Origin of the sequence: Chitinophaga agri, assembly GCF_010093065.1 — a bacterium.
Classification (GTDB): Bacteria; Bacteroidota; Bacteroidia; order Chitinophagales; family Chitinophagaceae; genus Chitinophaga; species Chitinophaga agri.
In genome coordinates, this window is the sequence record NZ_CP048113.1 from 475791 (window position 1) to 501578 (window position 25788).

At 43.0% G+C, this 25788-nt stretch carries 19 protein-coding genes and 1 tRNA gene; 13 read left to right on the top strand and 7 right to left on the bottom strand.

Translation table 11 applies throughout. The annotated features are described in order from the left end of the window. The first annotated feature begins 67 nt into the window (after nucleotides 1-67). From tnpA (GWR21_RS01860) to tnpC (GWR21_RS01880), 5 genes are all read left to right on the top strand, one after another. Nucleotides 68-400, top strand: a complete 333-nt coding sequence (gene tnpA / locus GWR21_RS01860) for an IS66 family insertion sequence element accessory protein TnpA (RefSeq protein ID WP_162330084.1) — start codon at nucleotides 68-70, stop codon at nucleotides 398-400. Beyond that, the gene (gene tnpB, locus GWR21_RS01865) at nucleotides 401-757 is read left to right on the top strand and encodes an IS66 family insertion sequence element accessory protein TnpB (RefSeq protein WP_262888481.1); all 357 of its coding nucleotides are present in this window, start codon (nucleotides 401-403) and stop codon (nucleotides 755-757) included. It abuts the gene before it with no gap. 49 nt (nucleotides 758-806) lie between these two features. Next, complete coding sequence (locus tag GWR21_RS01870; protein WP_162330086.1) at nucleotides 807-1541, top strand: IS66 family transposase; 735 nt, start codon at nucleotides 807-809, stop codon at nucleotides 1539-1541. A 500-nt stretch (nucleotides 1542-2041) separates the two neighbouring features. Beyond that, nucleotides 2042-3271 (top strand): group II intron reverse transcriptase/maturase, encoded by a 1230-nt coding sequence (ltrA, locus tag GWR21_RS01875; protein WP_162330087.1) that lies wholly within the window; start codon nucleotides 2042-2044, stop codon nucleotides 3269-3271. A gap of 101 nt (nucleotides 3272-3372) precedes the next feature. Then, complete coding sequence (gene tnpC, locus GWR21_RS01880; protein ID WP_162330088.1) at nucleotides 3373-4140, top strand: IS66 family transposase; 768 nt, start codon at nucleotides 3373-3375, stop codon at nucleotides 4138-4140. Nucleotides 4141-4567: 427 nt separating this feature from the next. Here tnpC (GWR21_RS01880) and tnpC (GWR21_RS01885) read toward each other — a convergent pair whose 3' ends face one another. The 3 genes from tnpC (GWR21_RS01885) to tnpA (GWR21_RS01895) are packed head-to-tail and all read right to left on the bottom strand — an operon-like array spanning nucleotide 4568 to nucleotide 6797. Next, nucleotides 4568-6058 carry an IS66 family transposase gene (gene tnpC / locus GWR21_RS01885; protein ID WP_162330089.1) on the bottom strand — a complete coding sequence of 497 codons (1491 nt, stop codon included), beginning with the start codon at nucleotides 6056-6058 and terminating at the stop codon, nucleotides 4568-4570. A 49-nt stretch (nucleotides 6059-6107) separates the two neighbouring features. Further along, nucleotides 6108-6464: an IS66 family insertion sequence element accessory protein TnpB gene (gene tnpB / locus GWR21_RS01890; RefSeq protein WP_262888451.1), complete on the bottom strand. Its 357-nt coding sequence runs from the start codon at nucleotides 6462-6464 to the stop codon at nucleotides 6108-6110. Then, on the bottom strand, nucleotides 6465-6797 hold the full coding sequence (gene tnpA, locus GWR21_RS01895; RefSeq protein ID WP_162330025.1) for an IS66 family insertion sequence element accessory protein TnpA: 333 nt from the start codon (nucleotides 6795-6797) through the stop codon (nucleotides 6465-6467). It lies immediately after the preceding gene. A 44-nt stretch (nucleotides 6798-6841) separates the two neighbouring features. Here tnpA (GWR21_RS01895) and GWR21_RS01900 point away from each other — a divergent pair, with 44 nt between their 5' ends. Next, nucleotides 6842-7288, top strand: coding sequence for a hypothetical protein (locus tag GWR21_RS01900; protein ID WP_162330090.1), 447 nt, complete (start codon nucleotides 6842-6844; stop codon nucleotides 7286-7288). A gap of 91 nt (nucleotides 7289-7379) precedes the next feature. On the opposite strand, the gene GWR21_RS01905 is transcribed toward GWR21_RS01900, so the two are convergent. From GWR21_RS01905 to GWR21_RS01920, 4 genes are all read right to left on the bottom strand, one after another. Further along, entirely contained in the window at nucleotides 7380-9851 is a 2472-nt protein-coding gene (locus GWR21_RS01905; protein ID WP_162330091.1) for a hypothetical protein, read from the bottom strand. Between the two features lie 54 nt (nucleotides 9852-9905). Continuing rightward, a complete protein-coding gene (locus tag GWR21_RS01910; protein WP_162330092.1) occupies nucleotides 9906-11639 on the bottom strand; it encodes a hypothetical protein in 1734 nt (577 codons plus the stop codon). A gap of 706 nt (nucleotides 11640-12345) precedes the next feature. Further along, a tRNA-Lys gene (locus GWR21_RS01915) sits at nucleotides 12346-12418 on the bottom strand. 163 nt (nucleotides 12419-12581) lie between these two features. Further along, complete coding sequence (locus GWR21_RS01920) at nucleotides 12582-14951, bottom strand: TonB-dependent receptor (RefSeq protein WP_162330093.1); 2370 nt, start codon at nucleotides 14949-14951, stop codon at nucleotides 12582-12584. A gap of 223 nt (nucleotides 14952-15174) precedes the next feature. On the opposite strand from GWR21_RS01920, the gene GWR21_RS01925 reads away from it, so the two are divergent. The 7 genes from GWR21_RS01925 to GWR21_RS01955 all read left to right on the top strand — a co-directional run bounded on the left by GWR21_RS01925 (nucleotide 15175) and on the right by GWR21_RS01955 (nucleotide 25665). Then, a complete protein-coding gene (locus GWR21_RS01925) occupies nucleotides 15175-15744 on the top strand; it encodes a dihydrofolate reductase family protein (RefSeq protein WP_162330094.1) in 570 nt (189 codons plus the stop codon). A 66-nt stretch (nucleotides 15745-15810) separates the two neighbouring features. Beyond that, nucleotides 15811-17226: an aldehyde dehydrogenase family protein gene (locus GWR21_RS01930; protein ID WP_162330095.1), complete on the top strand. Its 1416-nt coding sequence runs from the start codon at nucleotides 15811-15813 to the stop codon at nucleotides 17224-17226. A 350-nt stretch (nucleotides 17227-17576) separates the two neighbouring features. Further along, a complete protein-coding gene (locus tag GWR21_RS01935; RefSeq protein WP_162330096.1) occupies nucleotides 17577-18179 on the top strand; it encodes an RNA polymerase sigma factor in 603 nt (200 codons plus the stop codon). 66 nt (nucleotides 18180-18245) lie between these two features. Then, the gene (locus GWR21_RS01940; protein ID WP_162330097.1) at nucleotides 18246-19439 is read left to right on the top strand and encodes a FecR family protein; all 1194 of its coding nucleotides are present in this window, start codon (nucleotides 18246-18248) and stop codon (nucleotides 19437-19439) included. A 255-nt stretch (nucleotides 19440-19694) separates the two neighbouring features. Next, nucleotides 19695-23279 (top strand): SusC/RagA family TonB-linked outer membrane protein, encoded by a 3585-nt coding sequence (locus GWR21_RS01945; RefSeq protein ID WP_162330098.1) that lies wholly within the window; start codon nucleotides 19695-19697, stop codon nucleotides 23277-23279. A gap of 11 nt (nucleotides 23280-23290) precedes the next feature. Then, on the top strand, nucleotides 23291-24715 hold the full coding sequence (locus GWR21_RS01950; protein ID WP_162330099.1) for a RagB/SusD family nutrient uptake outer membrane protein: 1425 nt from the start codon (nucleotides 23291-23293) through the stop codon (nucleotides 24713-24715). 26 nt (nucleotides 24716-24741) lie between these two features. After that, nucleotides 24742-25665: a hypothetical protein gene (locus GWR21_RS01955; protein ID WP_162330100.1), complete on the top strand. Its 924-nt coding sequence runs from the start codon at nucleotides 24742-24744 to the stop codon at nucleotides 25663-25665. Nucleotides 25666-25788 lie beyond the last annotated feature (123 nt).

Here is a 25788-nt window from a genome sequence, read left to right on the forward strand (position 1 = left end):
CCGGTAGACAGCATCTTCGGCATGTAAGTCTGAGGGTTTATGTTTGCGTTGTTTAAATATGCCCTGTATGCAACCAATCAATAATTCCACGATACGTTCATTTACAATATCGGAGAAGAAGAATATCGCGATGCAATGGAGCCAGTCAAACGTAAAGATGCAAGTGTTTTGTGATAATCATGGAATCACGGTCTCCATGCTCAAGAACTGGAGGAAGCAGTTTGCCACTCCTGCAAAAGTTCCCAGACGAAAACATTTCATTCAGCTGACACCTTCTAAGGCGAGTATACCAGATATTGCACTTCCATTCGCGGAGGTGATATCTTTATCAGGTAACAGGATAATTTTTCATTCGGCGGTCAATACAGACATGCTAAAAGAGCTACTAAACAGTAAATAAATGCTGGCACTCTCGTCCTCATGCAGGTATTTTCTATATACTCAGCCAATCATGATAAGTAATAGCTTTTACAAACTGGCGGCTATTGTCAATCAACAGATGCCTCTGGATCCTTTAACCGGAGATGTATATATTTTCTTTAACCGCAGAGCTACACATATCAAGCTACTTCAATGGCAGCAAGATGGATTTGCGATTTATTACAAGCGGCTTGAGAAGGGGACATTTGAGATTCCCAAACCAGGTGGCGTACAATCCTCGCTTACCTCTACACAATTGATGCTTATTCTGCAAGGCATTCAGATGGATAAAGTCCAGTACCGCAGGCGGTATTTTCGACAATCTGCCGATCATTAACATCGCGCTAACAAATAATTGATTTACATGTGATAACATTGCAATTGCAATGAGTACGTCAACAGAAGATAATGATTACAAACAGCTCTATGAGTCTGCCATCAACAAGGTTGAGCAGCTGCAGCATGAATTGAATCAGCTCAAGAAGATGATTTTCGGAGTTCGCCAGGAGCGATTTATTCCCGCAGATAAGAATCAACTGGCACTCGATATTCCAACAGAACAATCTGCTGCTGTTTGCAACGTGTTAGATGCAAAGAAGGTGACTTATGTGAAAGTTGTAAAACAAGATGCGACTCAATCCAGAGATAGCCGTCATACCATACCATCTCACTTACGAAGAGAAGATGTAATTATAGATCCAGACCATATACCAGCTGGTAGTAAACATATTGGCACCACTGAAACTGAAGTGCTGGAATACAAACCCGCTGAAATTTATGTAGTCCGTTACATCCGTAACAAGTACCTTCTCCCATCTGCGGATGAGACGTCGTCAAAAATTATTGTTGGAACTTTGCCAACATTACCAGTTGCAAAATCGATGATGGGGCCAGGCTTACTGGCTCAACTGGTTGTTGAGAAGATCTGCGATCATCTCCCCGTGCATCGCCAGCAACAACGTCTGGAAAGAGATGGCATAAAGCTACCATACTCAACGCTGAGTGATGGTTTTGCTAAGACAGCTGCGTTAATTACTCCTATTTACAGAGCGCTGGTAACAGAAGTACTCAACGCTGACTATTTGCAGGCTGATGAGACAGTGTGCCTTGAAGTAACATGAAAAGTTACATGCTGTTAGATTGATGGTGGCAGGCCCACCGTAAGGGATGACAGGCATACCTTACAAACCACCCTATGATGCTTTGGACGAAAGGAAAAGGTGTTGAGCGATAGGGGAAAAGGCAGAATTAATCTGTCAGGTAAGATTTAGTGAGCTGAACGAAAGTGAACTGCCATAGTAAAGTATCGATATCGCACTTATTCTGTCGAAAGCAGGTAACAGTTTCTTACCTACAAATTAAGTTTAGCGACAGTAACCTGGTGTTGGCTAGATGACAGGCGGTACATAGGTAGCAGGACACTAAATCAGGCGATTTAATGGAACAAGGGAATTTGTACAGGAGTGCAAAGGGAACAATTCAAGCGGAGACACCGCAAGGTTAAATACCAATATCCTGTACAGAGGCGGACTAAGTCGTAGTACTATTGAAGCTGCTGTAATGGCTGTGGAGGGAAGGGCTTAGCCAGATTAGTTTTATAAAACCAACAACAGTAAAATGGATGATTGATTATTATGAAACAAAGCAACATCCGGTGACCAAGAAAATGGTACTGGATGCTTACAAGAAAGTAAAGGAAAATAATGCAAGTGGTGGAATCGACGGAGAAAGTATAGAAGATTTTTCGATTGATGCGTCAAAGAATCTATATCGGATTTGGAACAGAATGACATCTGGATGTTATTACCCGCCAGTTGTGAAAAGCGTTGAAATTCCAAAGAAATCTGGCGGTGTGCGTATTCTTGGCATACCTACAATATCAGATCGCATAGCTCAACAGGTTGTGAAAAATTATCTTGAACCTATCGTGGAAGGCAGCTTCCATGAGGATAGTTATGGATATCGTCCCGGTAAGAATGCACATCAGGCCTTGGAGAAAGCCACTGCACGGTGTGGTTATTATAGTTGGGTGGTTGATATTGATATTCGAGCGTTTTTTGATAGTATAGATCACGAACTGTTGTTGAAGGCAATCGAGTGGTATACAAAAGAGAAATGGATTCTAATGTATATTAAGCGATGGCTTAAGGCTGGAATTATGTGTAACGGAGAAGTTAGACGTGGGGAAAAGGGCACTCCTCAGGGAGGAGTAATAAGCCCGCTACTAGCTAACATCTTCCTTCACTTTGTATTTGATAAATGGATGGAAAAGAATCACTCAAACATGCCTTTTGAACGGTATTGTGACGATGCAATTATACACTGTACGACAGAAAAACAGGCAAATTTCATCAAAGGTGCAATTACCAGGAGGATGATAGATTGTCAGTTGATGCTGAATGAGGAAAAGACGCGTATAGTTTATTGCAAAAATCATATACATACTGAAGCACATCGAAGTGTAAGCTTTGACTTTCTGGGTTATACTTTTCGACCATTAGGCAGACCAACTAAGAACGGCTGGAAACTTATGTATTTTCCGTGTATGAGTGACTCGTCTAAAAAAGCAGTTAGGCAAAAAGTGAGAGAGGTAGTAAGAAGACGTTTCCAAGGCACGATTTTGAACATCGCAAGGATACTAAACCCTAAAATCAGGGGATGGTATCAGTATTATTGTGTATACTCAAAGTGGACAACACATGGATTGTGGTACTGGCTAAATCTAAAATTGGTAAGATGGATAATGGAAAATAGAAAACTTGGAAAGGGACGGGCGCATATATGGCTTGTAAGAGTCTACGAAACCAATCCCCGATTATTTGAACACTGGTCATTTATTCGCCCATATTAATTGTATTGCTAATCTGGAAGCGCCGTGTGATGGGAGACTATCACGCACGGTGCTGTGAGAGGCTTGGGCTGAAATGCCCTTGCCTACTCGACTCGGTACCGGTGCTCGACAAGGATAAGAAAGGTAGCACTCATCGGGGGTATTACTGGCTCTATCAGGATAATATAAACAAGCTGCTTGTCTTTGATTATCAACCCGGACGTGGCCGGGAAGGACCCGCAGAAATGCTGAAAGATTTTTATGGTACGCTGCAAACAGACGCTTACTCTGCATATAATAGCATCGTTGATACCAATAATATAACATTGATCCACTGTCTTGCTCATGCAAGAAGGTACTTCTCTGACGCTATTTACAGCGACCGGGAAAGAGCAGAATATGTATTGGAACAGTTACAGCTCGTCTATCAGATTGAACGCGATAGCAGGGCGTTAAATCACGACAATGAAAAACGAGCAGCTTCAAGACAGAAGCACTCCTTACCTATACTGAAGAAATTAGGAAGCTGGATGGAAGACCAATACAAGCAGGTACTTCCACAAAGCCCGATAGGAAAAGCCCTTGCCTACAGTATAAAACGCTGGGATAAACTCTGTGCCTTCGTGTATGATGGAAAGCTACATCCAGATAATAACGCGGCTGAGAGATCTATAAGAGCGACTGTTATAGGCCGAAAGAATTACCTCTTTGCCGGGAGCCATGAATCAGCAAAGCGAATTGCAATGCTCTACAGCCTGATCGGAACCTGTAAACTACATAACATTAATCCCAGCCTTTGGCTAAAGGACGTTTTAACGGTCATTAACGACCATCCTATCAACAGAATCAAAGAGCTCCTACCTCATATCTGGATCACGAAGCAAAAGTAACGCTCCCCAAAATCACTACATAGGTGCTGTCTATCGGATACTTACCCTCATACAACTGAACGAGCAAGGCATTAGTACGGTTATATATACGGAGCGTAAGACTGAGACAATCTTATCTAAATGGATTGACACCTGCATTTTTCACCTATCGGACCGCATAGAGCTTAGGTATTTATGGGCATGTGAAAGGCTTGTTGCCAAAATAGCTAAACAGACAATTATTCTTACGCCATACTTACGGGAGAAAGTAACGACTATACTTGCCAGCGAGCTATTCTATATTCCGGAAGAAAAATTTGACCCTTGGGGGCCAGACCAGGCTGGAACTGTGATAAATATGGTTGAAACTGCATTAAATATTTATAGGTCAAGATTCTTAAACGTAAGTATCCGGTAGACAGCACCTATGTAATGATTTTGGAGAGCGTTACTTTTGCTTCGTGATCCAGATATGAGGTAGGAGCTCTTTGATTCTGTTGATGGGATGGTCGTTAATGACCATTAAAACGTCCTTTAGCCAAAGGCTGGGATTAATGTTATGTAGTTTACAGGTTCCGATCAGGCTGTAGAGCATTGCAATTCGCTTTGCTGATTCATGGCTCCCGGCAAAGAGGTAATTCTTTCGGCCTATAACAGTCGCTCTTATAGATCTCTCAGCCGCGTTATTATCTGGATGTAGCTTTCCATCATACACGAAGGCACAGAGTTTATCCCAGCGTTTTATACTATAGGCAAGGGCTTTTCCTATCGGGCTTTGTGGAAGTACCTGCTTGTATTGGTCTTCCATCCAGCTTCCTAATTTCTTCAGTATAGGTAAGGAGTGCTTCTGTCTTGAAGCTGCTCGTTTTTCATTGTCGTGATTTAACGCCCTGCTATCGCGTTCAATCTGATAGACGAGCTGTAACTGTTCCAATACATATTCTGCTCTTTCTCGGTCGCTGTAAATAGCGTCAGAGAAGTACCTTCTTGCATGAGCAAGACAGTGGATCAATGTTATATTATTGGTATCAACAATGCTATTATATGCAGAGTAAGCGTCTGTTTGCAGCGTACCATAAAAATCTTTCAGCATTTCTGCGGGTCCTTCCCGGCCACGTCCGGGTTGATAATCAAAGACAAGCAGCTTGTTTATATTATCCTGATAGAGCCAGTAATACCCCCGATGAGTGCTACCTTTCTTATCCTTGTCGAGCACCGGTACCGATGTCTCATCAGCCTGCAAATAGTCAGCGTTGAGTACTTCTGTTACCAGCGCTCTGTAAATAGGAGTAATTAACGCAGCTGTCTTAGCAAAACCATCACTCAGCGTTGAGTATGGTAGCTTTATACCATCTCTTTCCAGACGTTGTTGCTGGCGATGCACGGGGAGATGATCGCAGATCTTCTCAACAACCAGTTGAGCCAGTAAGCCTGGCCCCATCATCGATTTTGCAACTGGTAATGTTGGCAAAGGTCCAACAATAATTTTTGACGACGTCTCATCCGCAGATGGGAGAAGGTACTTGTTACGGATGTAACGGACTACATAAATTTCAGCGGGTTTGTATTCCAGCACTTCAGTTTCAGTGGTGCCAATATGTTTACTACCAGCTGGTATATGGTCTGGATCTATAATTACATCTTCTCTTCGTAAGTGAGATGGTATGGTATGACGGCTATCTCTGGCTTGAGTCGCATCTTGTTTTACAACTTTCACATAAGTCACCTTCTTTGCATCTAACACGTTGCAAACAGCAGCAGATTGTTCTGTTGGAATATCGAGTGCCAGTTGATTCTTATCTGCGGGAATAAATCGCTCCTGACGAACTCCGAAAATCATCTTCTTGAGCTGATTCAATTCATGCTGCAGCTGCTCAACCTTGTTGATGGCAGACTCATAGAGCTGTTTGTAATCATTATCTTCTGCTGACGTACTCATTGCAATTGCAATGTTATCACATGTAAATCAATTATTTGTTAGCGCGATGTTAATGATCGGCAGATTGTCGAAAATACCGCCTGCGGTACTGGACTTTATCCATCTGAATGCCTTGCAGAATAAGCATCAATTGTGTAGAAGTAAGCGAAGACTGTACCCCACCTGGTTTGGGAATCTCAAATGTTCCCTTCTCAAGCCGCTTGTAATAAATCGCAAATCCATCTTGCTGCCATTGAAGTAGCTTGATATGTGTAGCTCTGCGGTTAAAGAAAATATAGACATCCCCGGTTAAAGGATCCAAATGCATCTGTTGATTGACAATAGCCGCCAGTTTGTAAAAGCTACTACTTATCATGATTGGCTGAGTATACAGAAAATACCTGCATGAGGACGAGAGTGCCAGCATTTATTTACTGTTTAGTAGCTCTTTTAGCATGTCTGTATTGACCGCCGAATGAAAAATTATCCTGTTACCTGATAAAGATATCACCTCCGCGAATGGAAGTGCAATATCTGGTATACTCGCCTTAGAAGGTGTCAGCTGAATGAAATGTTTTCGTCTGGGAACTTTTGCAGGAGTGGCAAACTGCTTCCTCCAGTTCTTGAGCATGGAGACCGTGATTCCATGATTATCACAAAACACTTGCATCTTTACGTTTGACTGGCTCCATTGCATCGCGATATTCTTCTTCTCCGATATTGTAAATGAACGTATCGTGGAATTATTGGATGATTGCATACAGGGCATATTTAAACAACGCAAACATAAACCCTCAGACTTACATGCCGAAGATGCTGTCTACCGGAACCTTACTCTTAAACAACTACTTTGACAGTCCTAATTTTAGGTTTAAAAGATCGCTAGCGGATCAAGAATATAAGGCACTACAGTGCAAATCATTGGAGTTAGATCAATTGGCTAAGGACGTGTATTCCGATATTAAACGCGAACTGGGTAATGAATGGAACGACTTACAATGGTATGATGCACTGCACTTTGATAAAATGGGAAGTGCAATATGTGATGTCCTTTTTTATAACGTAGGCACACTCCGTAATATAAACGAAAAACAACAAAAAAGATTGATTAAACTAGCTGAACTTGGATTTACAAATTATGCAGATCAGCTGTGTACTTCCTTAGGACTTCCTTTTGATCATCCGAAAGAGTTCCAGGATCCGGCTGTGGTAGAGGCTTTTTTTAATCCTTCCGTTCGGCAAGATGGCTAAAATATCAGATTAAATCACAACTTCTTAACCCAATTGTAGGAGCAGATAATAATTCATCATTATCATCACAAAGGCTAGATGTTTGATGATTTCAACTTACTCGAATATTAGGGTCTCCAAATAAATGTAGACATGCCCATGCTGGAGGACTAGGATATCTATCATATACCCTTTTATTAGCGTTAAATACCGCTTTGTCTATTGTCAATCCTTTATCCATGCATTCCAAGAACTCAGGAAGCCAATAACGCGGTATCGTGACATCTAATGCCCATACAGGAGCTATAATTGCGCCGTATCCCTTTGACATAAAAGTTTTTATTAAAGAAGTTATGCTATTTCGAAACATTTCTAAATCCATAGATCCAGAATGGCAAACGAAGAAAATTAATATTTTTCCGCTCCCTATAATTTCGTTGAGATTATGGGTCAGCTCTCCATTTTGATAAAAGACTTGAGTTTCTGAAATATTTTCTCCCCCATGAGAACATATAATATTAATGTCAGAACATAACGGAGCCTTTACCATTTTTGAGGTGTGAATATTAAACTTATGCTCATGAAGGGTATCTTCTATATTGCTAAATAAATAGTTTAAAGCCCAATCCCCGCTTTCAATTGGCACCCATATTGATCTTGAATACTCTTTTGTTAGTTTAAAACTTCCTTTGTTTTCTAAGTACCATTCCGTTGATAGAATGTTAGTTGTAGGATACTTTAATGAAACAAAGTCATAGTTAGCATCGAGATATAAATTATGAGGAAACCGTGATAGAATCATATCAATTACTAAATATACAGCAGAGGTCTCAGATATAAGTTGAATAGATATTGGCTTTATTTTATTTATTATGTCTTCCGACTGAGATAAGTATTCTTCTGGAAGAACTTCGCGCACTGAACCGAATTTATCTTTGACAGTATCTTCGAATTTTAGAGTACTACGAAATCTTGAGTCAGAAAGCTGGTTAACCATTTCTACGGTCCAAGCCAAATCGAAGAAAAAGAACTGCCTGTTAAATAGCGATAGTTGAACTAGAGCACCCTCGGATACACCAATCCAGATAATACAGCCATTATCATTATCTGAAAGCTCATTAGATAATTGGATAGAATCTTCGTATACAGAATAAATAAAATCTTCAAGGTTTGGTAGCTTCAGTGGTAGTTCGTATTCATTTTTTTGATTTTTAAAGACAAGACTGTAATCAGACTTTACAAGCATCGCCAATAAGAATCCCGAAAAATCCTTATTTCTGGCACTGGACTCAATGAGGCGAGTTGAAATATTTAATGCCATTTTATTGTCATATACAAAGTCTTTGGCGTTTCTTGTTTCCAGTAGTTTTATTAGAGATTCTCGTAGATATTTTTTTAGATCCGGGCCACCTTCAATAACATCCTTTTGTCGTTTTATCTTTTCTTCTGGTACTATTTGCTCAAAAACTGAGAGGTAAAATCCTAACCCATCAGAGCTAAAGTTAGCATTAGGATAGACACGTCTAATATTATAGAGAAGTAACAGCCAGGGTATAGTATCATTTACATCACCATTTAAATGATATTCTCTAAACTGATTTAAGTAATCTAATAATACCTCAGGTAGTTTTTCATCAGAAGTCAATAATAAACTGGTGAAATAGGTTTGTTTGATTCTATGTCCCTCGTCTTCATCGATATGAATCTTGGGGGGAAATAAGCTATATATAACCTTCACCCACCTATGAAGGCCAACATTTCTGAAGAATTTCATAGACTGCCACAGAAAAGTGGTTATATACTTTTCTTTAATTGAATTTTTCTTGCTAAGAACGGCCCCTAAACTGAGATTTGCGTATAATAATGCTGCATGTATGCTATTTGTATTAGAATAGAACCAATAAGCGTTATAAAACCCCCATTCAGGTAGGTGATCTTTAAAAGATGCGAGAATAACTTCTTCTGCTATATCTCGCCCCGCTTGAAAATATTCGGAAGTTGATAATCTATCGAACAACATGCTTATTATGAAATAAAACAATTCGACATTCCCAAGCGATAGAAGGAGTGATCTAGTTGCCGTTAGATTTAAAAGGTTATCTTTGATTAACTCCTCGTCCCAGTTTAAATTCTCTGCATCTTTTTGAAATTTTAGAATTGAAGTTATAACGGCGTCCTGTTTCTCTTCTAAGGAGAGCGTATTGAAGTCAATATTTGCTTCTGAAAGCCTCAATTGATTATCTTCCTTGAGTGCCGTCTCAATAGACAAAAAAAACTTTTTCAGAAAACTATCGCCCGTTGATTTTTCCATTATTGAGAGATCTAATTGTTCGAACTTTCCCAACAATATTTTTTTTAATTGGGCTACTAGGGTATCAATTCCAATAACAGTGGAAACATGACTATTTTCCTCCAATATTGTTAATATATAGGGACTGACATTTCTATAATTGTTGTAGTCATTACATTGATACAAGATTATAGTTTCATAAAGATTCATCAATTCATCTAAATTATCATAGTTCCCGTTAATACTGTCTAGTGTTATATTTCTATGAAATGTTTCAAGTATATTCTTTATCATAACGGATGAATTTATGTTGTCGAATTTTACGAAAATTCGAAATTACAAAAAAGGTTAAATGGAAAGATTTTCAGCGCCTTTAGCCTGTTCCCCAAAACCGAAATCTGTAGCCACCTCTTCAAAATAATTCATCGGGTTACCAGTCGGGTAGGTCTGTTCCATAAAGCGCATGAAAGAAAATTGTGCGGTAAGATAGGTCCAGGGGTTAGCTTTTTTAATAGCATCTTTTAATTCCTTCTTTTTACGATCATGGTACTCAGTAATTCTGTCTCGTAAGAAAAAGCGTTCAGATTTTAACCCTGGGTAATATCTAATAAAGAAATGTAGATGAATCAGTGTAAGTGGATGAATTTTTATGAAGGAAGATCGGTCATCCAAAATGATAGAATCAAATTGTTCATCAAGAAAAGTATTGACTCCTGAAATATCAAGGGATGGCTCTGTGTAGACAATTACAGGAAATATTCTGAATTTTCTGCCGACTGACTTGAGATAACGGATTTGATTTCTTAGCTGATATATACCCTTATTTTTTTCTCCTGCTAATTTCTTTTCACTGGCGAAATGGTCATATAGGAATTGCTCGAACCCTGTCGTATCGGCTCTATCCACTACCGTTCCATGTATTCTGGCAGATTTCACTTCAATGACAAATACATCTTTGTTATTTTGCATTATTAGAATGTCGGGATATTGGGGATCATCTTTATCTGTCTTGATTCTGTCGTGCCGATGCATGAATATTTGCCTGACCAACTGAAGCGTTATATACTCCTCAAAAAAATGTTTTCCGATTATCCCTAGGTACTCGTTGTAATTTTTTATACCATGATTTTTCCTCAATGAGGTGACTTTATAAAAATAATAAATGAGACTGATATCGGTTAAATTCGAGAAGAAATCAAAATCGAGTACAGCTACCCCTTCCGAAAAACGGTAAAAGGGCTGGTTGATCAGAGCAAAGGCCTCGCCGGAAAAAGCGCTGGCAGGTACGGCAGTAGGATCATAGATAAAAGGTTCGAGCACGCGTTCCAAAGTCTCATCGACTATGCAATATCGAGGCTGCCTATCCTGTTCATAGCCGGTATAAGAAGATATAATAGTTTGCAGGAACACGAAATAAAAATTATAGGGAGACGCTACACCGAATGCATCGGCAAATTCATTTAAAAGGGTTTCGCCATATCGCTCTCCCACAAAACGAAAGAATAAAAAAGCCTTGAATGCATTAACTCCATACATGTTGATTTTCTTCCTGGCGAATTCCTGCTGAAATAGTTCCATCTTCCACAGGTGAGTTATTGACAATAAATTTTTATTATCTGCACGGTTGTAATAAGTGTCATTAATGGCAAGGACTGCATCGAACAACTCCATTTGCAAGAGCGCCTCCCCCTCTTCATTGATCCTGTCCTGATCATTTATTGGCCTGTAATGGGCGATAAGTTTCGCCATAAGGCTAACAATAGCCTGCGAAGTAAAGATAGCAGCATGCCTCCCTTCCTGAGTCAAGCGTATTTTGATCAACCGTTCATAGATCGATCTGTTCATTCTGTTAAATACAAGGCGGAATGTGTCGTGATCAATTTGATTGGGGGTACCGTCGCTCTCAAAGATAATCGCATTTATTCTTGAAAGCATGATAATCAACACGTCTGTAGGGTATTTTAAAAGCTGTTCAATTGGATCTATAGGCTTGACCCTGTTGTAAAACTGGCGATAATCCAACACTCCAAATATGGTGAACGTATGGTTTTGGGCTCTGGAATACGGCTTAATGTTTTTCATATAATGTATAGTGTAATGCGTTAAACCATACCATAAGATATCGTATAGTTTGTCAACCAGGTAAAGAAAATGAGCCGGGGAATGAAGACTTCTATTTCAATTCAAGGAAGCAAAATTAGAAAGCCTAATTCAGAAGACCCCCATAATTTAAATCATGAAATCTCTGACTGGATTTCTACGGTAAATGATGACACTTTTAAGTAAACAGGGTAAATATAGAACATCGGAGTTCGAAGAGAGGTCGATATTCTACGTTTAAAATTCTCAATTTCGTACAAATCTCCAACATTTCAACCAGAGCCGGAAATAATCCGTTATTCGCGCTCGTTGCGGATCTAATGAGTACTTCCTACAAAAAAAGCCCGACTTCTATTCCAAGCCAGGTTTTTGTGCCCCTAAACTATGGGAAACTTGAACCAGATTGTTGATTATTTAACGCAATTATGCGATATGGAGTTTAATAGACAACGAATATAGAAAACGAGGAGCTAAGTTAGGAAGTTAATGAGAATCTCATATTAAATAGGCTTAATCAAATACAATCTACTTTAATTATAAGTGGAATTTTGCCCAATTAGATATCGCAAATTAAAAAGAACCCGGCCGGGACTCGAACCCGCTTGAAGGTTGATAATGAAGATAATGCATGAAATGCTAGAAAACAAAAACGCTCCAAGTCTTTGAACTTGAAGCGTTTAATTTCCAGTGATCCCGCTGGGACTCGAACCCAGGACCCATACATTAAAAGTGTATTGCTCTACCAACTGAGCTACGGAATCATTCCCTAAGGGAGCGCAAAGGTAATAAAATGATTTAAAAAACAAAATATATTCCTAAAATTTCTAACCTGCCAGATGTATTCAACTAAAAGGCATTTTATACAAACAAAAAAAAATGAGGCTGACCATTACAGTCAGCCCCTGATATCCCGGATGTATATCATTAAAACTTGAACGTCACACTACCAGTAACGCGGGTAGGATTCTGTGCTGCCAGACGATAAGACCAGTATTTCTCATTGGTCAGATTATCCACCTTCAACCCGATCCTGTATGCTGGCTTATCATAGAAGACAGCCGCATCCAACACCGTATAGGAAGGGATGCTGAATTTGAACGCAGTGGTATTGGTCTGATAGTACTCGCTCGCATAAATACCGCCAAAACCGAAGCCAAGTCCTTTAGCAGTTCCCGAGGCCACACGATAACTGATCCACAGGTTGGCTACTTTGTCAGGACCGGCAGTAGTCGGTCTAAGGCCTTCTACAGCAGCATTGGCTTTAGTGAATTTGCTGTCATTGTAGGTATAACCAGCGATGATGTTCAGCCCCTTTATCGGGTTGGCGATCACTTCCACTTCATATCCTTTGCTTAGCTGTGTACCATCCTGGATGGAATAGGTAGCATGCTCCGGATCATCACGTGTAACGTTGGTGACAGAAATATTATAGTAGCTTAATGTTGCACTTATTTTGCTGAGGTCGAATTTCACCCCGCCTTCCCATTGATTGGCCTGTGTAGGCTTAAAAGTATTTCCTTCAAAATCAGATCCCGAAACGTTGTTAAAGCCGTTCATATAGTTGCCGAAAACGGAGATCTTGTCTTTCAGCACCTGGTATACTGCGCCGAATTTCGGTGACAGGGCGGTCTGATTGTAGTTGCCAGCCGTTGAGTCCAGGGCAGGGTAATAAGTTCCTTTGTTCATGTACCGGTCCACACGCAGACTGGCCATTACCAGCAACTTATCAGTGATATTGAGGACATCAGATACATAGGCGCTGTAAGTCTCTTCTCTTCCGGCTACATAGTTGGAAAAAGTAGCATTCGCAAACAGCGGTTTTACCTTCTCGAGTGTAAAGTTGTTATATGCTGTCCCTGGTTTTCTGACATCAATAGGAGTCAGGTTTACCGTAGCGTCGTTACGGGTGGATCGCAGGCTGTAGAAATCCAGACCAGCGACAATCCTGTTCCTTAATCCGCCGATTTTGAAGTCGCCGATGAAGTTCTGCTGAATATCAGTTCCGTAATAGGGAAATTCCTGGTTAGTGACAGCCTGACGTAAAGACGTGTCGGATGTCATGGTCAGCTGTACGACGTTTCCATCAGAAGAAGAGCGTGTACGGGAAACGATTGTCTGTGAAGTCCAGCTTTTTGAAAGTATATATTTCGCCTGTGCAAAGATGTTATACTGCTGACTGGAATAGGTGATGGTATTGTTTGCAAAGGAAAGCCTGTAGGGAATATGTAAGTCCGTAATGCTTTTTGCGGTTCCTTTTGTATAAGGTGCCAGCCGGGTAGGAGAGGTCGCTTTGTTCAAACTGAACTCAACGTCCAGGGAAAGGGTCAGCCTGTCATTCACCGCATAGGAGAAACTGGGGGCTATCAGAAAACTCCGGGTGAAGCCGGCATCCTGGAAGCTGTTCTCACTATGGAGAGCCGTATTGACCCTCAGTAAAGCTGTCTTCTCTTTATTCAGTGGCGAATTAATATCCATCGTCAGGCGGTTCAGGTTCCAGCTTCCACCGGAGTAGGAAATTTCCCCCATAAAATTTTCGAAAGGCTTTTTGGTGACCCTGTTAAACAGCCCCCCGAAAGAGGATACCGTGCTACCAAAGAGCGTCGCGGATGGCCCTTTGATCACCTCAATACGCTCAAGGTTTACCGGATCGATCGTCGTGTAGGTGAAACTGCTTACGCCGTTACGAACCAGCTGAGGCGTCGGAAAACCTCTGGAAATGAAGGTGGTTCTACCCTGGTTCCTTACTTCAGCGACACCAGCGCCCGGCACATTCTTAAAAGCACTGTTGTAATCTGTGATCAGCTGCTCTTTCATTAGTTCTTTACTCACAACGGTATAAACCTGCGGATTTTCCATGTTGCTCAGCGGCATTTTAGAAACATCCACGCTTTCTTTTCTGCCGAAACGGTTCCCTCCACTGGTCACGACTACTTCTTCCAGCTTTTGGGAGGAAGCACTTAGCAGGATCTTAATATAATTTTCCCGGCCTTCTTCCGCTTTTACGACTACAACAACAGGGTCCAGGCCGATGAGTGATGCTTTCAGATGATAGGTGCCCACCGGAATGTTTTTGAATGTAAACAGACCGTTTTCATTGGTAATAGCCCCTTTGGATAGTTCCTGTATAATCACAGTGACTCCCGGAGCGGGTTCTCCATTATTGGTCATAACAAGACCAGAAATGCCTGTTGGCTTGTCATCTATATCATTTCCATAGATGGCAGATACATTAAATAAGAAGAATGCTAGTATTAGCGCAAGTCCCGAAATTCGGCTCCCCCGATACATTCCCATAAAACAAAGTTAAATTAGGCTGCAAAAGTGCACAGGTCGGTGGAAATATCAGCTATCGAAAGCGGAAATTATTTTATCAGATTGGGAAATTTTCTCTATTTGTTTGTTGTAAAGCCCGTCATGGGCTGGTTCACATAACGGTTATAAACGTGTCTGGCCTACTGCCAGGCCGCACGCGTTTAACCGGAGTTCCTTACATTTAAGTACAGTAAAAACACATGCTATGAGGAAACTGATCTATGGTATCAATATCAGTCTGGATGGTTGCTGCGATCACACCAGATTCGGTGGTGGAGCGGATGTACATGATTATTTCAGAGCGCTGCTGGAGGGTGTGGACATGGTCATTTACGGACGGAAAACCTATGAACTGATGGTGCCTTTCTGGCCCGAGGTGGCGCGAACACAATCAATGGATAAGACGGGAAATGCCTTTGCCGATGTGTTTGCGGGTCTCAGCAGGGTCCTGGTGTCGAAAACCGTCAATAGCGTAGCGGATGACCAGACAACCATCATCCGTGATAATGTAAGGGAGGAAATCCTGAAGCTGAAACAGCAACCTGGTAAAGGCATTTCTACAGGAGGAATAGCATTGCCTGCACAGTTGATAGAATGGGGATTGGTAGACGAGTTCCACATGGTCGTTCATCCCGTAATGGTAGGACAGGGGCGGCGTTTGTTTACTGAAATGCATCTACCGGAAAACCTGGATTTACAGTTAGTGGCTTCACATGCATTCAGTAGTGGCTGCGTGGCACTCCGGTATGAGAAGCTGAACTTTTACACAAAGTAAAATGGACCGTACAACAAAATGCGGGGGGGGAAAATGTCCTTCCTTTGTAGGGACAAAATGAATGATATGAAAACAGTTAAGAGTGTTTATGTCAATGGGAAATTTTCTACCCCCCATGGTACAGCGTCAACAACAGTTATAAGTCCTTTGAATGGTCAGGCGATCGCGGAAATTACCTACGCCGACCAGGTAGATACCATGCATGCCATCAGGGCAGCGGCCGATGCGTTGCCTGCATATAGTAAGACAACGGTCGAACAACGTTCCGCATACCTGAAAGCGATCCATGACGAAATTCTTAAGCGGATAGATGACCTGGTCAACGCTACTATTGTAGAATATGGGGCTGCCAGGGAACGTGCCAGATGGGCGAACGTGATTGCCGCAACCACCTTCCTGGACGGCATAAAGGTCCTTGAAAATTATCCATTTACGATCAGGGTGAATGAGAGTACTGTGATAAAAGAACCTGTAGGTGTGGCTGCATTATTTACGCCATGGAATGCCACCGCGGGTGCAATAGCGCTGAAAGTTGCCGCAGCACTGGCAGCAGGGTGTACGATCGTCCTGAAGCCCAGTGAATTTTGCCCATGGCAGGCAGAGATCATTATGGAATGTATTGATGCCGCAGGACTTCCTGCCGGTGTTGTAAACATGGTCAACGGCAGCGGTGAGGTGATCACAGAGGCCATTATGGCCAGTCCGGAAGTAACCAAGATCTCCTTTACCGGATCCACAATAGTAGGTAAGATCCTGGCAAAACGCGCCGTCGATACCATGAAAAGAGTGACCCTGGAGCTGGGAGGAAAGTCAGCGAATATTATTTTAGCAGATGCCGATCTGCAGACGGCTGTTCCAATGGCATTACAGGCGGCTTTTATGAACAACGGACAGGCCTGTATAGCTGGTAGCCGGTTGTTTGTACCGGCCTCTAAACTGGAAGAGGTAAAGCAGCTACTCGTTACAGCTGCTGAGAATTTCACAGTAGGAGATCCCCGGGAGGGCGATTACAAATTAGGCCCTCTGGCCAATAAAAGACAGTTTGAACGTATCCAGCAATATATTCAGATCGGCCTGGACGAAGGTGCGGAACTGTTAGTAGGAGGACCAGGACATCCTGAAGGATTATCAGAAGGATATTATGTCCGGCCAACTGTTTTCACCGGTGTAAGCAACGATATGCGTATCGCAAGAGAGGAGATTTTTGGCCCCGTATTATCTGTTATCAGCTACAATGCCGAACAAGAAGCTATTGAAATGGCCAATGATTCAGAGTACGGCCTGATGGCCTATATCAGCTCGGGAGATCCTGCTCATGCAAAGGAACTCGCCAAAGAACTGAAAACGGGTAGGGTACTGATAAACACACTTAAACATGATTCGATGGCGCCATTTGGAGGGTATAAAAGTTCTGGTATAGGCAGGGAGAACGGAGGGATCGGACTGGAAGAATTCCTCGAGATCAAAACGCTCATCAGCTGATCTTAAGAGATGTATTTAATGAAAGAGGTATCATAATTACCGGTTCGACAGTAACCGGCGAATATGATACCTCTTCTTATTGAAATATTTCAGGTAGTCACAAGAAAAGTTTATCAGCTGCGTATAGCCCTTTCCCCGGTATCAGCCAGCTGATACAACTAACGTGTAGGTTCTTACCGGAGCCGGCATTATGAAGCGCCCCTTGAGCCGGCATTTCTGATATCTGTTGGCAGCAACACACACATTTTTTATATTATATACTACTTAATAATATTTAAATATTTGGCGGATACGTTTGAGCTTTAAATTTTTTTGCCCTAGTTTGTGATCCCAACTGTATTAATAAAGAATTGTCGTCTAGAACAGCATATGAGGAAATTGAGCTGATTTCCGCCTTCCAACTGGGGGATAGAAAAGCTTTACACCAGGTATACGCCTTATTTCAGCAACCACTCTGTTATTTCACAGAGCAGCTGGTAGCGGACACTATGGCCGCTGAGGATATTGTTTCAGAATGTTTTATCAGCGCCTTTCAGCGAAAAGAGGACTTCCCCTCACTGGGGCAACTCAGGTCCTTCCTGTTCACCGCAGCTAAAAATGCCGCACTTAATTATATAAAGGCACAGAAGCGTCATGATGATATCCATCATTCAATAGAACATGGTGCTGATCGTTTCTCAATAGATGTAGAGAATGCCTATATCAAAGCAGAGGTCTTACAGCTTATTTCGGGGGAAATAGAAAAGCTGCCTCCACAATGCAGACAAGTAGTACGCCTGGCTATTATAGAAGGGAAAAGCGCACCCGAAATTGCCGCCGAATTAAATATGGCTTATCAGACAGTGCTGAACCAAAAAGCCAAAGGTGTCGCATTATTGCGGAATGCTGTCCTTAAAAATAAGTTACTTTCCCTGCCCATGCTCGCGCTGGCCTTGAATATGCTGCAGCGGTAAAAAAAAATAAAAAAAATTAAGATAGACCGGTATATAAGGTAGAGTTAGTTGTTTTAGTAGTATAGCATGACAGAGAAGAATCATTATATAGCCGCATTAATCGTTAAGTATCTTGATAACAGCCTGAACGAAGCTGAGCAGAAAGAGCTGACCGAATGGATCAATGCAGAAGAACACCACCGTGATCTCTTTACAGAGATGACCGATCCTCAGCAACTGACCACTCATCTGCAACAGTTCTATGCCTATGATTCAGAAAAGATCAGCCAGAAAATAAGTCAGCATATTCCTGCATTTAACGACGCACCTGCTGGTATACGTACCATCTATTTCAGAAAATGGGGATGGGCCGCAGCTGCCGCCCTGCTTTTATTGGGCGGTGCCTATTACTGGACATCCCGTGTGCACAATAAACCAGCTGTCATCGCTTCTCTGCCTGTTAATATAGAGCCTGGAAAACAAGGCGCTATCCTCACCTTGGCAGATGGCCGGGAAGTAGTGCTGGATAGCCTGCATAACGGTATCGTGGCTAGCCAGAGCGGGGCCTCCATCGTACTGTCGGAGGGTCAGTTGGTATACGATCCGACTGTTGCCGGAAATATGGAAATGCAGTATAATAAAATGACGACACCAGCGGGCAGACAGTTCCATGTAACATTACCCGATGGTACCAACGTGTGGCTGAACGCTGCCAGCTCCATCCGTTTTCCGACCAGCTTTCCTGGTAATGAAAGAAGGGTGGAGGTCACAGGAGAAGTATACTTCGATGTAGTAAAGAATGCAAACAAGCCCTTTATTGTAGCAGTTAAAGATAAGATCGATATAGAAGTTTTAGGGACTACATTCAATGTGAATGCATACGAGAATGAGCGCTCTATCCGTGCTACGCTGATTGACGGAAGCATCAGGGTAGGAGTAGTATCAACCGATCATAGAAAAGCTGTAACGCTGCAGCATGGCCAACAGGCAAGCATTAAAGAACAGTTGATCACCATAGCCGATCATCAGGATCCGGAGAAGATATTAGCCTGGAAAAATGGCTTGTTCAACTTCGACGGCGCAACCCTGGAAGAGGTCATGCGTGACCTGGAACGATGGTATGATATAGAAGTAGTATATGAGAACGGTATTCCCAATTCAGATAAGTTTATCGGGGAAATGACCAGGCAAATTGCCTTAACGGATCTATTGGATATTTTAAAGAGGTTTCAGGTCGATTTTAGGGTAGAGGGACGTAAACTAATCGTACTAAACAAGTAAACTTTCAGGCCTATGCCAACAATGTACTAATGACCGGATTATTCCGGTCCGGATGATTATTGCCAAAAACTAACCAGTAAAAAAAACGTCACGGATTGCGGCCGTGACGTTTAACATGACCTGGTTAGTGCAAAAAATGTCGTTACGATTCACATTTATTAACAACCAAATCTGATGCAATTTATGCAAAAAAAACGCTATTGGCCACCCGATTGCCGGGTAACAAGAGCCAGTCTAACCAAAATCTATCTGGCGATGAAACTAACAGCTGTATTATTAATTACTGTCATCCTGCAGGCGGCCGCTACAGGCCATGCACAAACCGTCTCTATATCGGGTAAAACTATACCTTATAAACAAGTATTTTCTGCCATCAAGCAGCAAACTGGATACGTTGTGTTCAGTAATACAAACACCATCAGCGAAACAGCCACGATAACGGTTTCGGCTACGGATATGCCATTAACGGCATTCCTGGACGAAATGCTGAAGGATCTGCCCGTTACCTACCTGATTAAGGATAAAACTATTGTACTGTCACGCAAGGCCGCTGAATTGCCGGCCCCTAACACTATCACCGGTGTGATCCATGCCACTACCGGAGAACTGCTGTCAGGTGTGTCAGTGAGAATTAAGAATACGGTTAACGGTACCATCACCAACAGCAATGGTACCTTTTACTTTAACCACCTTCCTGAAAATGCCGTGATCCAGATTTCCATGCTGGGATTCGAATCACTCGAAATTGCCGTGCAGAAATCTGCCAACGGATATTCTGCCTATACTGTCAATAAAGCCCAGGCAGGCTCCCTGCTGGTAACAGAAGGTAATAACCTGTTGCTGAATATCACCCTGAACAGAAAGGAGTTTGAAATGAATAACGTTGTTATTACAGGGTACATGAACGTCAACAAGGGTAACTATGTGGGTGCAGTATACTCCGTAAGAGCCGATGATATAAAAGTTGCCGGCGAAACCTCGATAGATCAGATGTTGCAGGGTGTTGTTCCCGGTATGTCCGTTATTACACAAACCGGCCAGGTAGGCGGTAGTCCTAAGATCCGTATCCGTGGTACTTCCACCATCCTGGGTAACCAGGAGCCGCTTTGGGTGGTAGATGGTATTATTCAGCGTGACCCGCTTCCGATCCCTAATGGTAATGGTTCTCTCGCCGGTGATGCCACAGAACTCAGACTGATCGCATCCAACGCTATCGCCTGGCTGAATCCGAATGATATCGAGAGCATCACTGTATTAAAAGATGCGTCAGCGACCGCCATCTATGGTTCGCAGGCTGCAAACGGGGTGATCGTTCTTACTACGAAAAAAGCACGCCCGGGCCAGCTGGCTGTTTCCTATTCTAACAGCCTGTCCGTTGGTCAGCGTCCTAACTATGGTATGTATGATCTGATGAACTCTCAGGAACTGATGCAGTTCTCCAAAGAGGTGTACGCAAACCGTGACAGCTATACCAACACGGTTTTACCCATTGGTTATGGTCAGCTTATCCAGCAGTTACAGAACAAGGAAATAGACTATCCTACCTACGTGGCGAAATACAGAAAGATGGAAAATCAGAACACTGACTGGTTTAAACTGCTGTTCCGGAATTCATTTAACCAAAACCATAGTATCAGTATTTCCGGCGGAACGGAAAAGATCATGAACAGAACTTCCTTCAACATGCAGCAGCAGAAAGGGGAAGCTAAAGGAAATGACCTTAGTACTTTCTCCGCTTCCTCCAATACCACACTGAAATTCGGTAAGAAACTGACGGTTAACTTACTGCTGAATGGTACTGTTCGTACCACCCATGGTTTTGCGTATGGTGTGGATCCATTTGAATATGCCTACAAGACTGCCAGGACCATTCCTATGTACAACGATGACGGCACCTTCTTCTACCATGAGAAACTGACATCTAAAGGTGGTAGTACGGTGTATCCGAATAAATTGTCCTACCTGTACAATATCCAGAATGAATTGGACAATACAAGCAACAGGAATAATACCACCACACTGGGATCAACGATTGATGTACGTTATCAGCTGGCCAAAGGGCTGGAATACCAGGGTCTCCTGGCTTATACTTCTGCCACTTCCAGTATAAAATCCTATGCTACCGAGCTCTCTAATTTTATTGCTCAATACAGGGGATATGAATTCGGTACCGTATCATCCAACAGTCCGGAGGAGCTGTCCAGCCGTCTGCCTTTCGGTGGACTGGCCCAGCTGGAGAGTGCTTCCAACAGAGGATATACTTTAAGGAACGCCCTTATTTACAACCGTCTGTTCGGACAGGCACATAATGTGACCCTGCAGGGTGGTATAGAAGCCAGATCCGCTCTGCTGGAAGGAAACACCAACAGCCGTTACGGATATCTGCATTACAGAGGTGAGACGTATGCTCCGGTACCATTGAGACCAGTATTCCTCGGTAACACCGGCGCTGATGATCTGAATGAAGACATGCGACTGAACTCCAAGATCGTCAACCAGGAAAGTAATTTCCTGAGTGAATATTTCTCTGCAGTATATGCGTATGACGCCCGGTATATTTTCAACTTCAACGCGCGCCTCGATGCTTCCAACCGCTTTGGTCAGGATAAGAACAAACGCTTCCAGCCTACCTGGTCACTGGGTGGTAGATGGCGCCTGGCGAATGAGAAATTCCTGAACCGCAGCAAATGGCTCAACGCGCTGGACCTGTCAGCTACCTATGGTTACCAGGGAAATGCTGTTGAAGCGGTATCGCCATACCTCATTGCTACTGACGGCGGACTGAATAGCCAGTTCAAACAATACACACTTAATATCAAATCGCTGCCCTATCCTGATCTGGGATGGGAGAAAACGAAGACCTGGAACCTGGGTATAGATGTAGCCCTGTGGAACGGCCGATTCAATGCCACTGCCAACTACTTCAGAAAGACAAGTAACGTACTGGCTTCCCACCAGATACCTGTTGAAAACGGTATGAGCGCAGCCACCGTTTTTGGTTCCCAGATGGAGAACGAAGGGTACGACCTGCTGGTGAGTTTTACGCCTGTTAAAACGAAGGACTTTACCTGGCAGATATCTGCCAATACCGGTCTGGCGAGAAACAAAGTGAAGCAGAATGAACGGGTGAACATGCTGGGTGACTATCTGAGCGGTCAGGCGATCGTGAATGGGGAAGCCTATTCCACCTTCTACTCGTATTCATATGCTGGACTGAACCACAATACCGGTATCCCTATGTTTAACTATATGGATATTAAACCAACTGCCAATGATCTTGAGTATCTCGTGAAGTCCGGTAAGATGGAGCCTGATTTTTCTGGTGGTGCCAACACCATGTTAAGATATAAGAATATCACCTTCTATGCGCAGTTTGCAATGGCATTTGGCGCCAGCAAGCGTATACCTGCGTTTTATAATGCCAGTGGTGCACCAACGCCTGAACAGAACGTACCACGTATCCTGAAGGAACGCTGGCAGCATCCGGGCGATGAAGTAAATACCGATGTGCCGGTGATCCCTCCGGGAAATCCGCGCTATTATGAACTCAGACTGCCGCAGCTGAATGCCGCAACTGTACTGACACCATACACGATGTATAACTCATCCGATTATATGGTAGGCAACGCGGATTTCATCCGTTGCCGCCAGGTATCGCTGAACTATGAATTTGCGCAGTCAGTTGTAGAAAGGATACATATTAAACGTCTGAGCACAGCGCTTAGCCTGACCAATCCTTTCCTGATCACTTTCGACAAGAAATGGAGAGGGTACGATCCGGAAACAGCCGGCTGGCCTGCACGCAGAATGGCGTCCCTTTCATTTAACATGACACTCTAACATTAAAGCGAATGAAACGTAAGTTATTTTTAATAGCCGGTTTGGCCGGTTTGCTTACCTTAAGCAGTTGTACGAAATTTTTAGAGGAGAAATCGCAGAGTGACGTGATCCCGAAAACGGCTACCGATTTCAGAGAACTATTGATAGGATCCGGGTATATGACAAATAACGAGCCTATGAAGTATCTCTATCTCATGGACGATGATGTCGATTTTTTCCTGGAATATGCTAATGATCCATCCTACGTCGTGGGATCTTATGATGCGAAACAGAATTTTCTCTGGTATAGCTGGCAACCTAAACTTGCTGATATGGATGGTATGGGCGTCCTTATCGCGGAAGATCCTTCTGTGACCACCTATGCACAGTATTACGCCAAAATTATGGGTTGTAATGCCGTGCTGGAGAATATAGACAAGGCCATAGGTACCCAGTCAGAAAAAGACCGCGTAAAAGCAGAAGCACTGGCGGTGCGCGCCATGTATTATTTCCGGCTTGCTAATCTTTATGGAGAACCATATAACTATAATGCCAAATCACTTTGTGTTCCGTTAAAGCTGACCTCCGGTATTGTCTCGAGTCCAATGTCACAGGCCACTGTTGAAGAGGTGTATGCACAGGTAGTCGGCGACCTGCAGAAAGCCGCCGCCCTGATGGACCCGCTGCCGATCATGCGCAAAGACTTTCATATCAATCAGCCGGCTATTCATATCCTGCTATCACGCGTGTTCCTTTACATGGAGAACTGGAAGGAAAGTGTAGCAGAAGCGAACAAGGTTTTTGAACAGGGGGGCAAGATTACGGACATGACTACGCTGGATACCAAGTCTGGTAGCTGGCTGAATTATAATAATGCGGAAGTAGAATGGGTGTTTGGTGGTAATACACAGGCCAATCAGAACACTTATGCACCTGCAGCCCGGTTCCTTGCTACATATGACACAGAGGATGCAAGGTACAGAATAGGTTTTTCCTTATCTAGTACAGGTGTAAATCTTGTATCCAAACTTCCTTTCGTAGTCGATCTGGGACAAGCCATGCGCTCATCAGAAGCGTTACTGAACAGGGCAGAGGCAAATGTACAGCTGGGCGAACTCGGTGCTGCATTAAAGGACCTGAACGATCTGAGACGTAAACGTATCCAGGGTTATACTGATGAGAATATTGCTGATAAGGCTACGCTGTTGCAGGCGGTAAGAGACGAGCGCCGCAAGGAATTCGCTTACGAATGCTTCCGTTGGTTCGACCTGCGTCGTTACGGTATGCCTGAAATCTCTCACCGGTATCAGCATGACCTCGGAGAAAATGTAGTACACTACAAGCTCACTAAAGCTGACCCGATGTATGTACTGCCATTCCCTACAAGTGTAATATTGAAAAATTCAGGACTTAAACAGAACCCATCTGGTCAGATGCCTGACAGAATTGGACAATAATATTACTAACAAGCAATTCATCTTCTATGAAGTATATAATTATTATCACCGGTCTTTGCTGCATGGCGCTGTTCTCCTGTAAGAAAGACACAGCCATCGGTCCGGCTACCGATGTACCGGCTGACTATATTCTGCCACAGGGTGATGCACCGGCCGATGCCAATGAGAAGATCCTGTCTCTCTATAATACATACGGCTCCTATTTCCTGTACAACTTTACCCAGAAGGATTTCCTCTGGGTGCCATCTACAGGTGGATCCAATTCTAAAATAGATACCGCGGTGCTGGGTAATCCCGCATACACCATGGATATGCTGAACTTTCTTCATGATATATGGCTGAAGTTCCTTCCGGAAGACTTTAAGAAAAATCAGGGCATTCCATATCGTGTAATGATGGCGGATACGATCAAACAATATCGTGTAGGATATCCTCCAGGAAGAGAATACCTGTATTTTGACTATAAGATAGTAGGCAAGTCCATCACCTTCGCCGGTATGAATGCGTCGCTTCGTACCATGACCCCGGCCAGCAAGGTGGCAAAGAGAAATGCGCTGATAGGCGTTATCTGGAACTACTATATCCAGAATAAGATACTGGACGTGCCGGATTCATTCTATGATATCAGCGATTATGTTACCTATCCGGCTTCTCCGATAAATGCGTCTAATCCTGCGAATGTTGATGCATTCAGACAAAGAGGATTTATGCCGGTATCCTATCTGCCTAATGGAAATCCATCGGAATGGTACTATGGCACTTATTCCTGGCCGCAGGCGAAGAGCAACGATATTGCCACCTATATCACGGCCATCCTTACGCGCACTGATGAGCAGATGGCGTCATACCTTGCTTATCCTGTGATCAAACAGAAATTTGACTTACTCGTGAACTACTATAAGTCCAGATACAATATTGACGTACGCGCAATTGCGAACGCCACCTATTGATACCTGATCCTTCCGCCTGTCCGGGGTTTTAGCCCCGGGCAACCGGAAGACCGGTACGCTCCACATCCTTATTTGTACTGGTAATAGTGTAAGCAACGCTTACGCCCGCTAAATTATTTATTA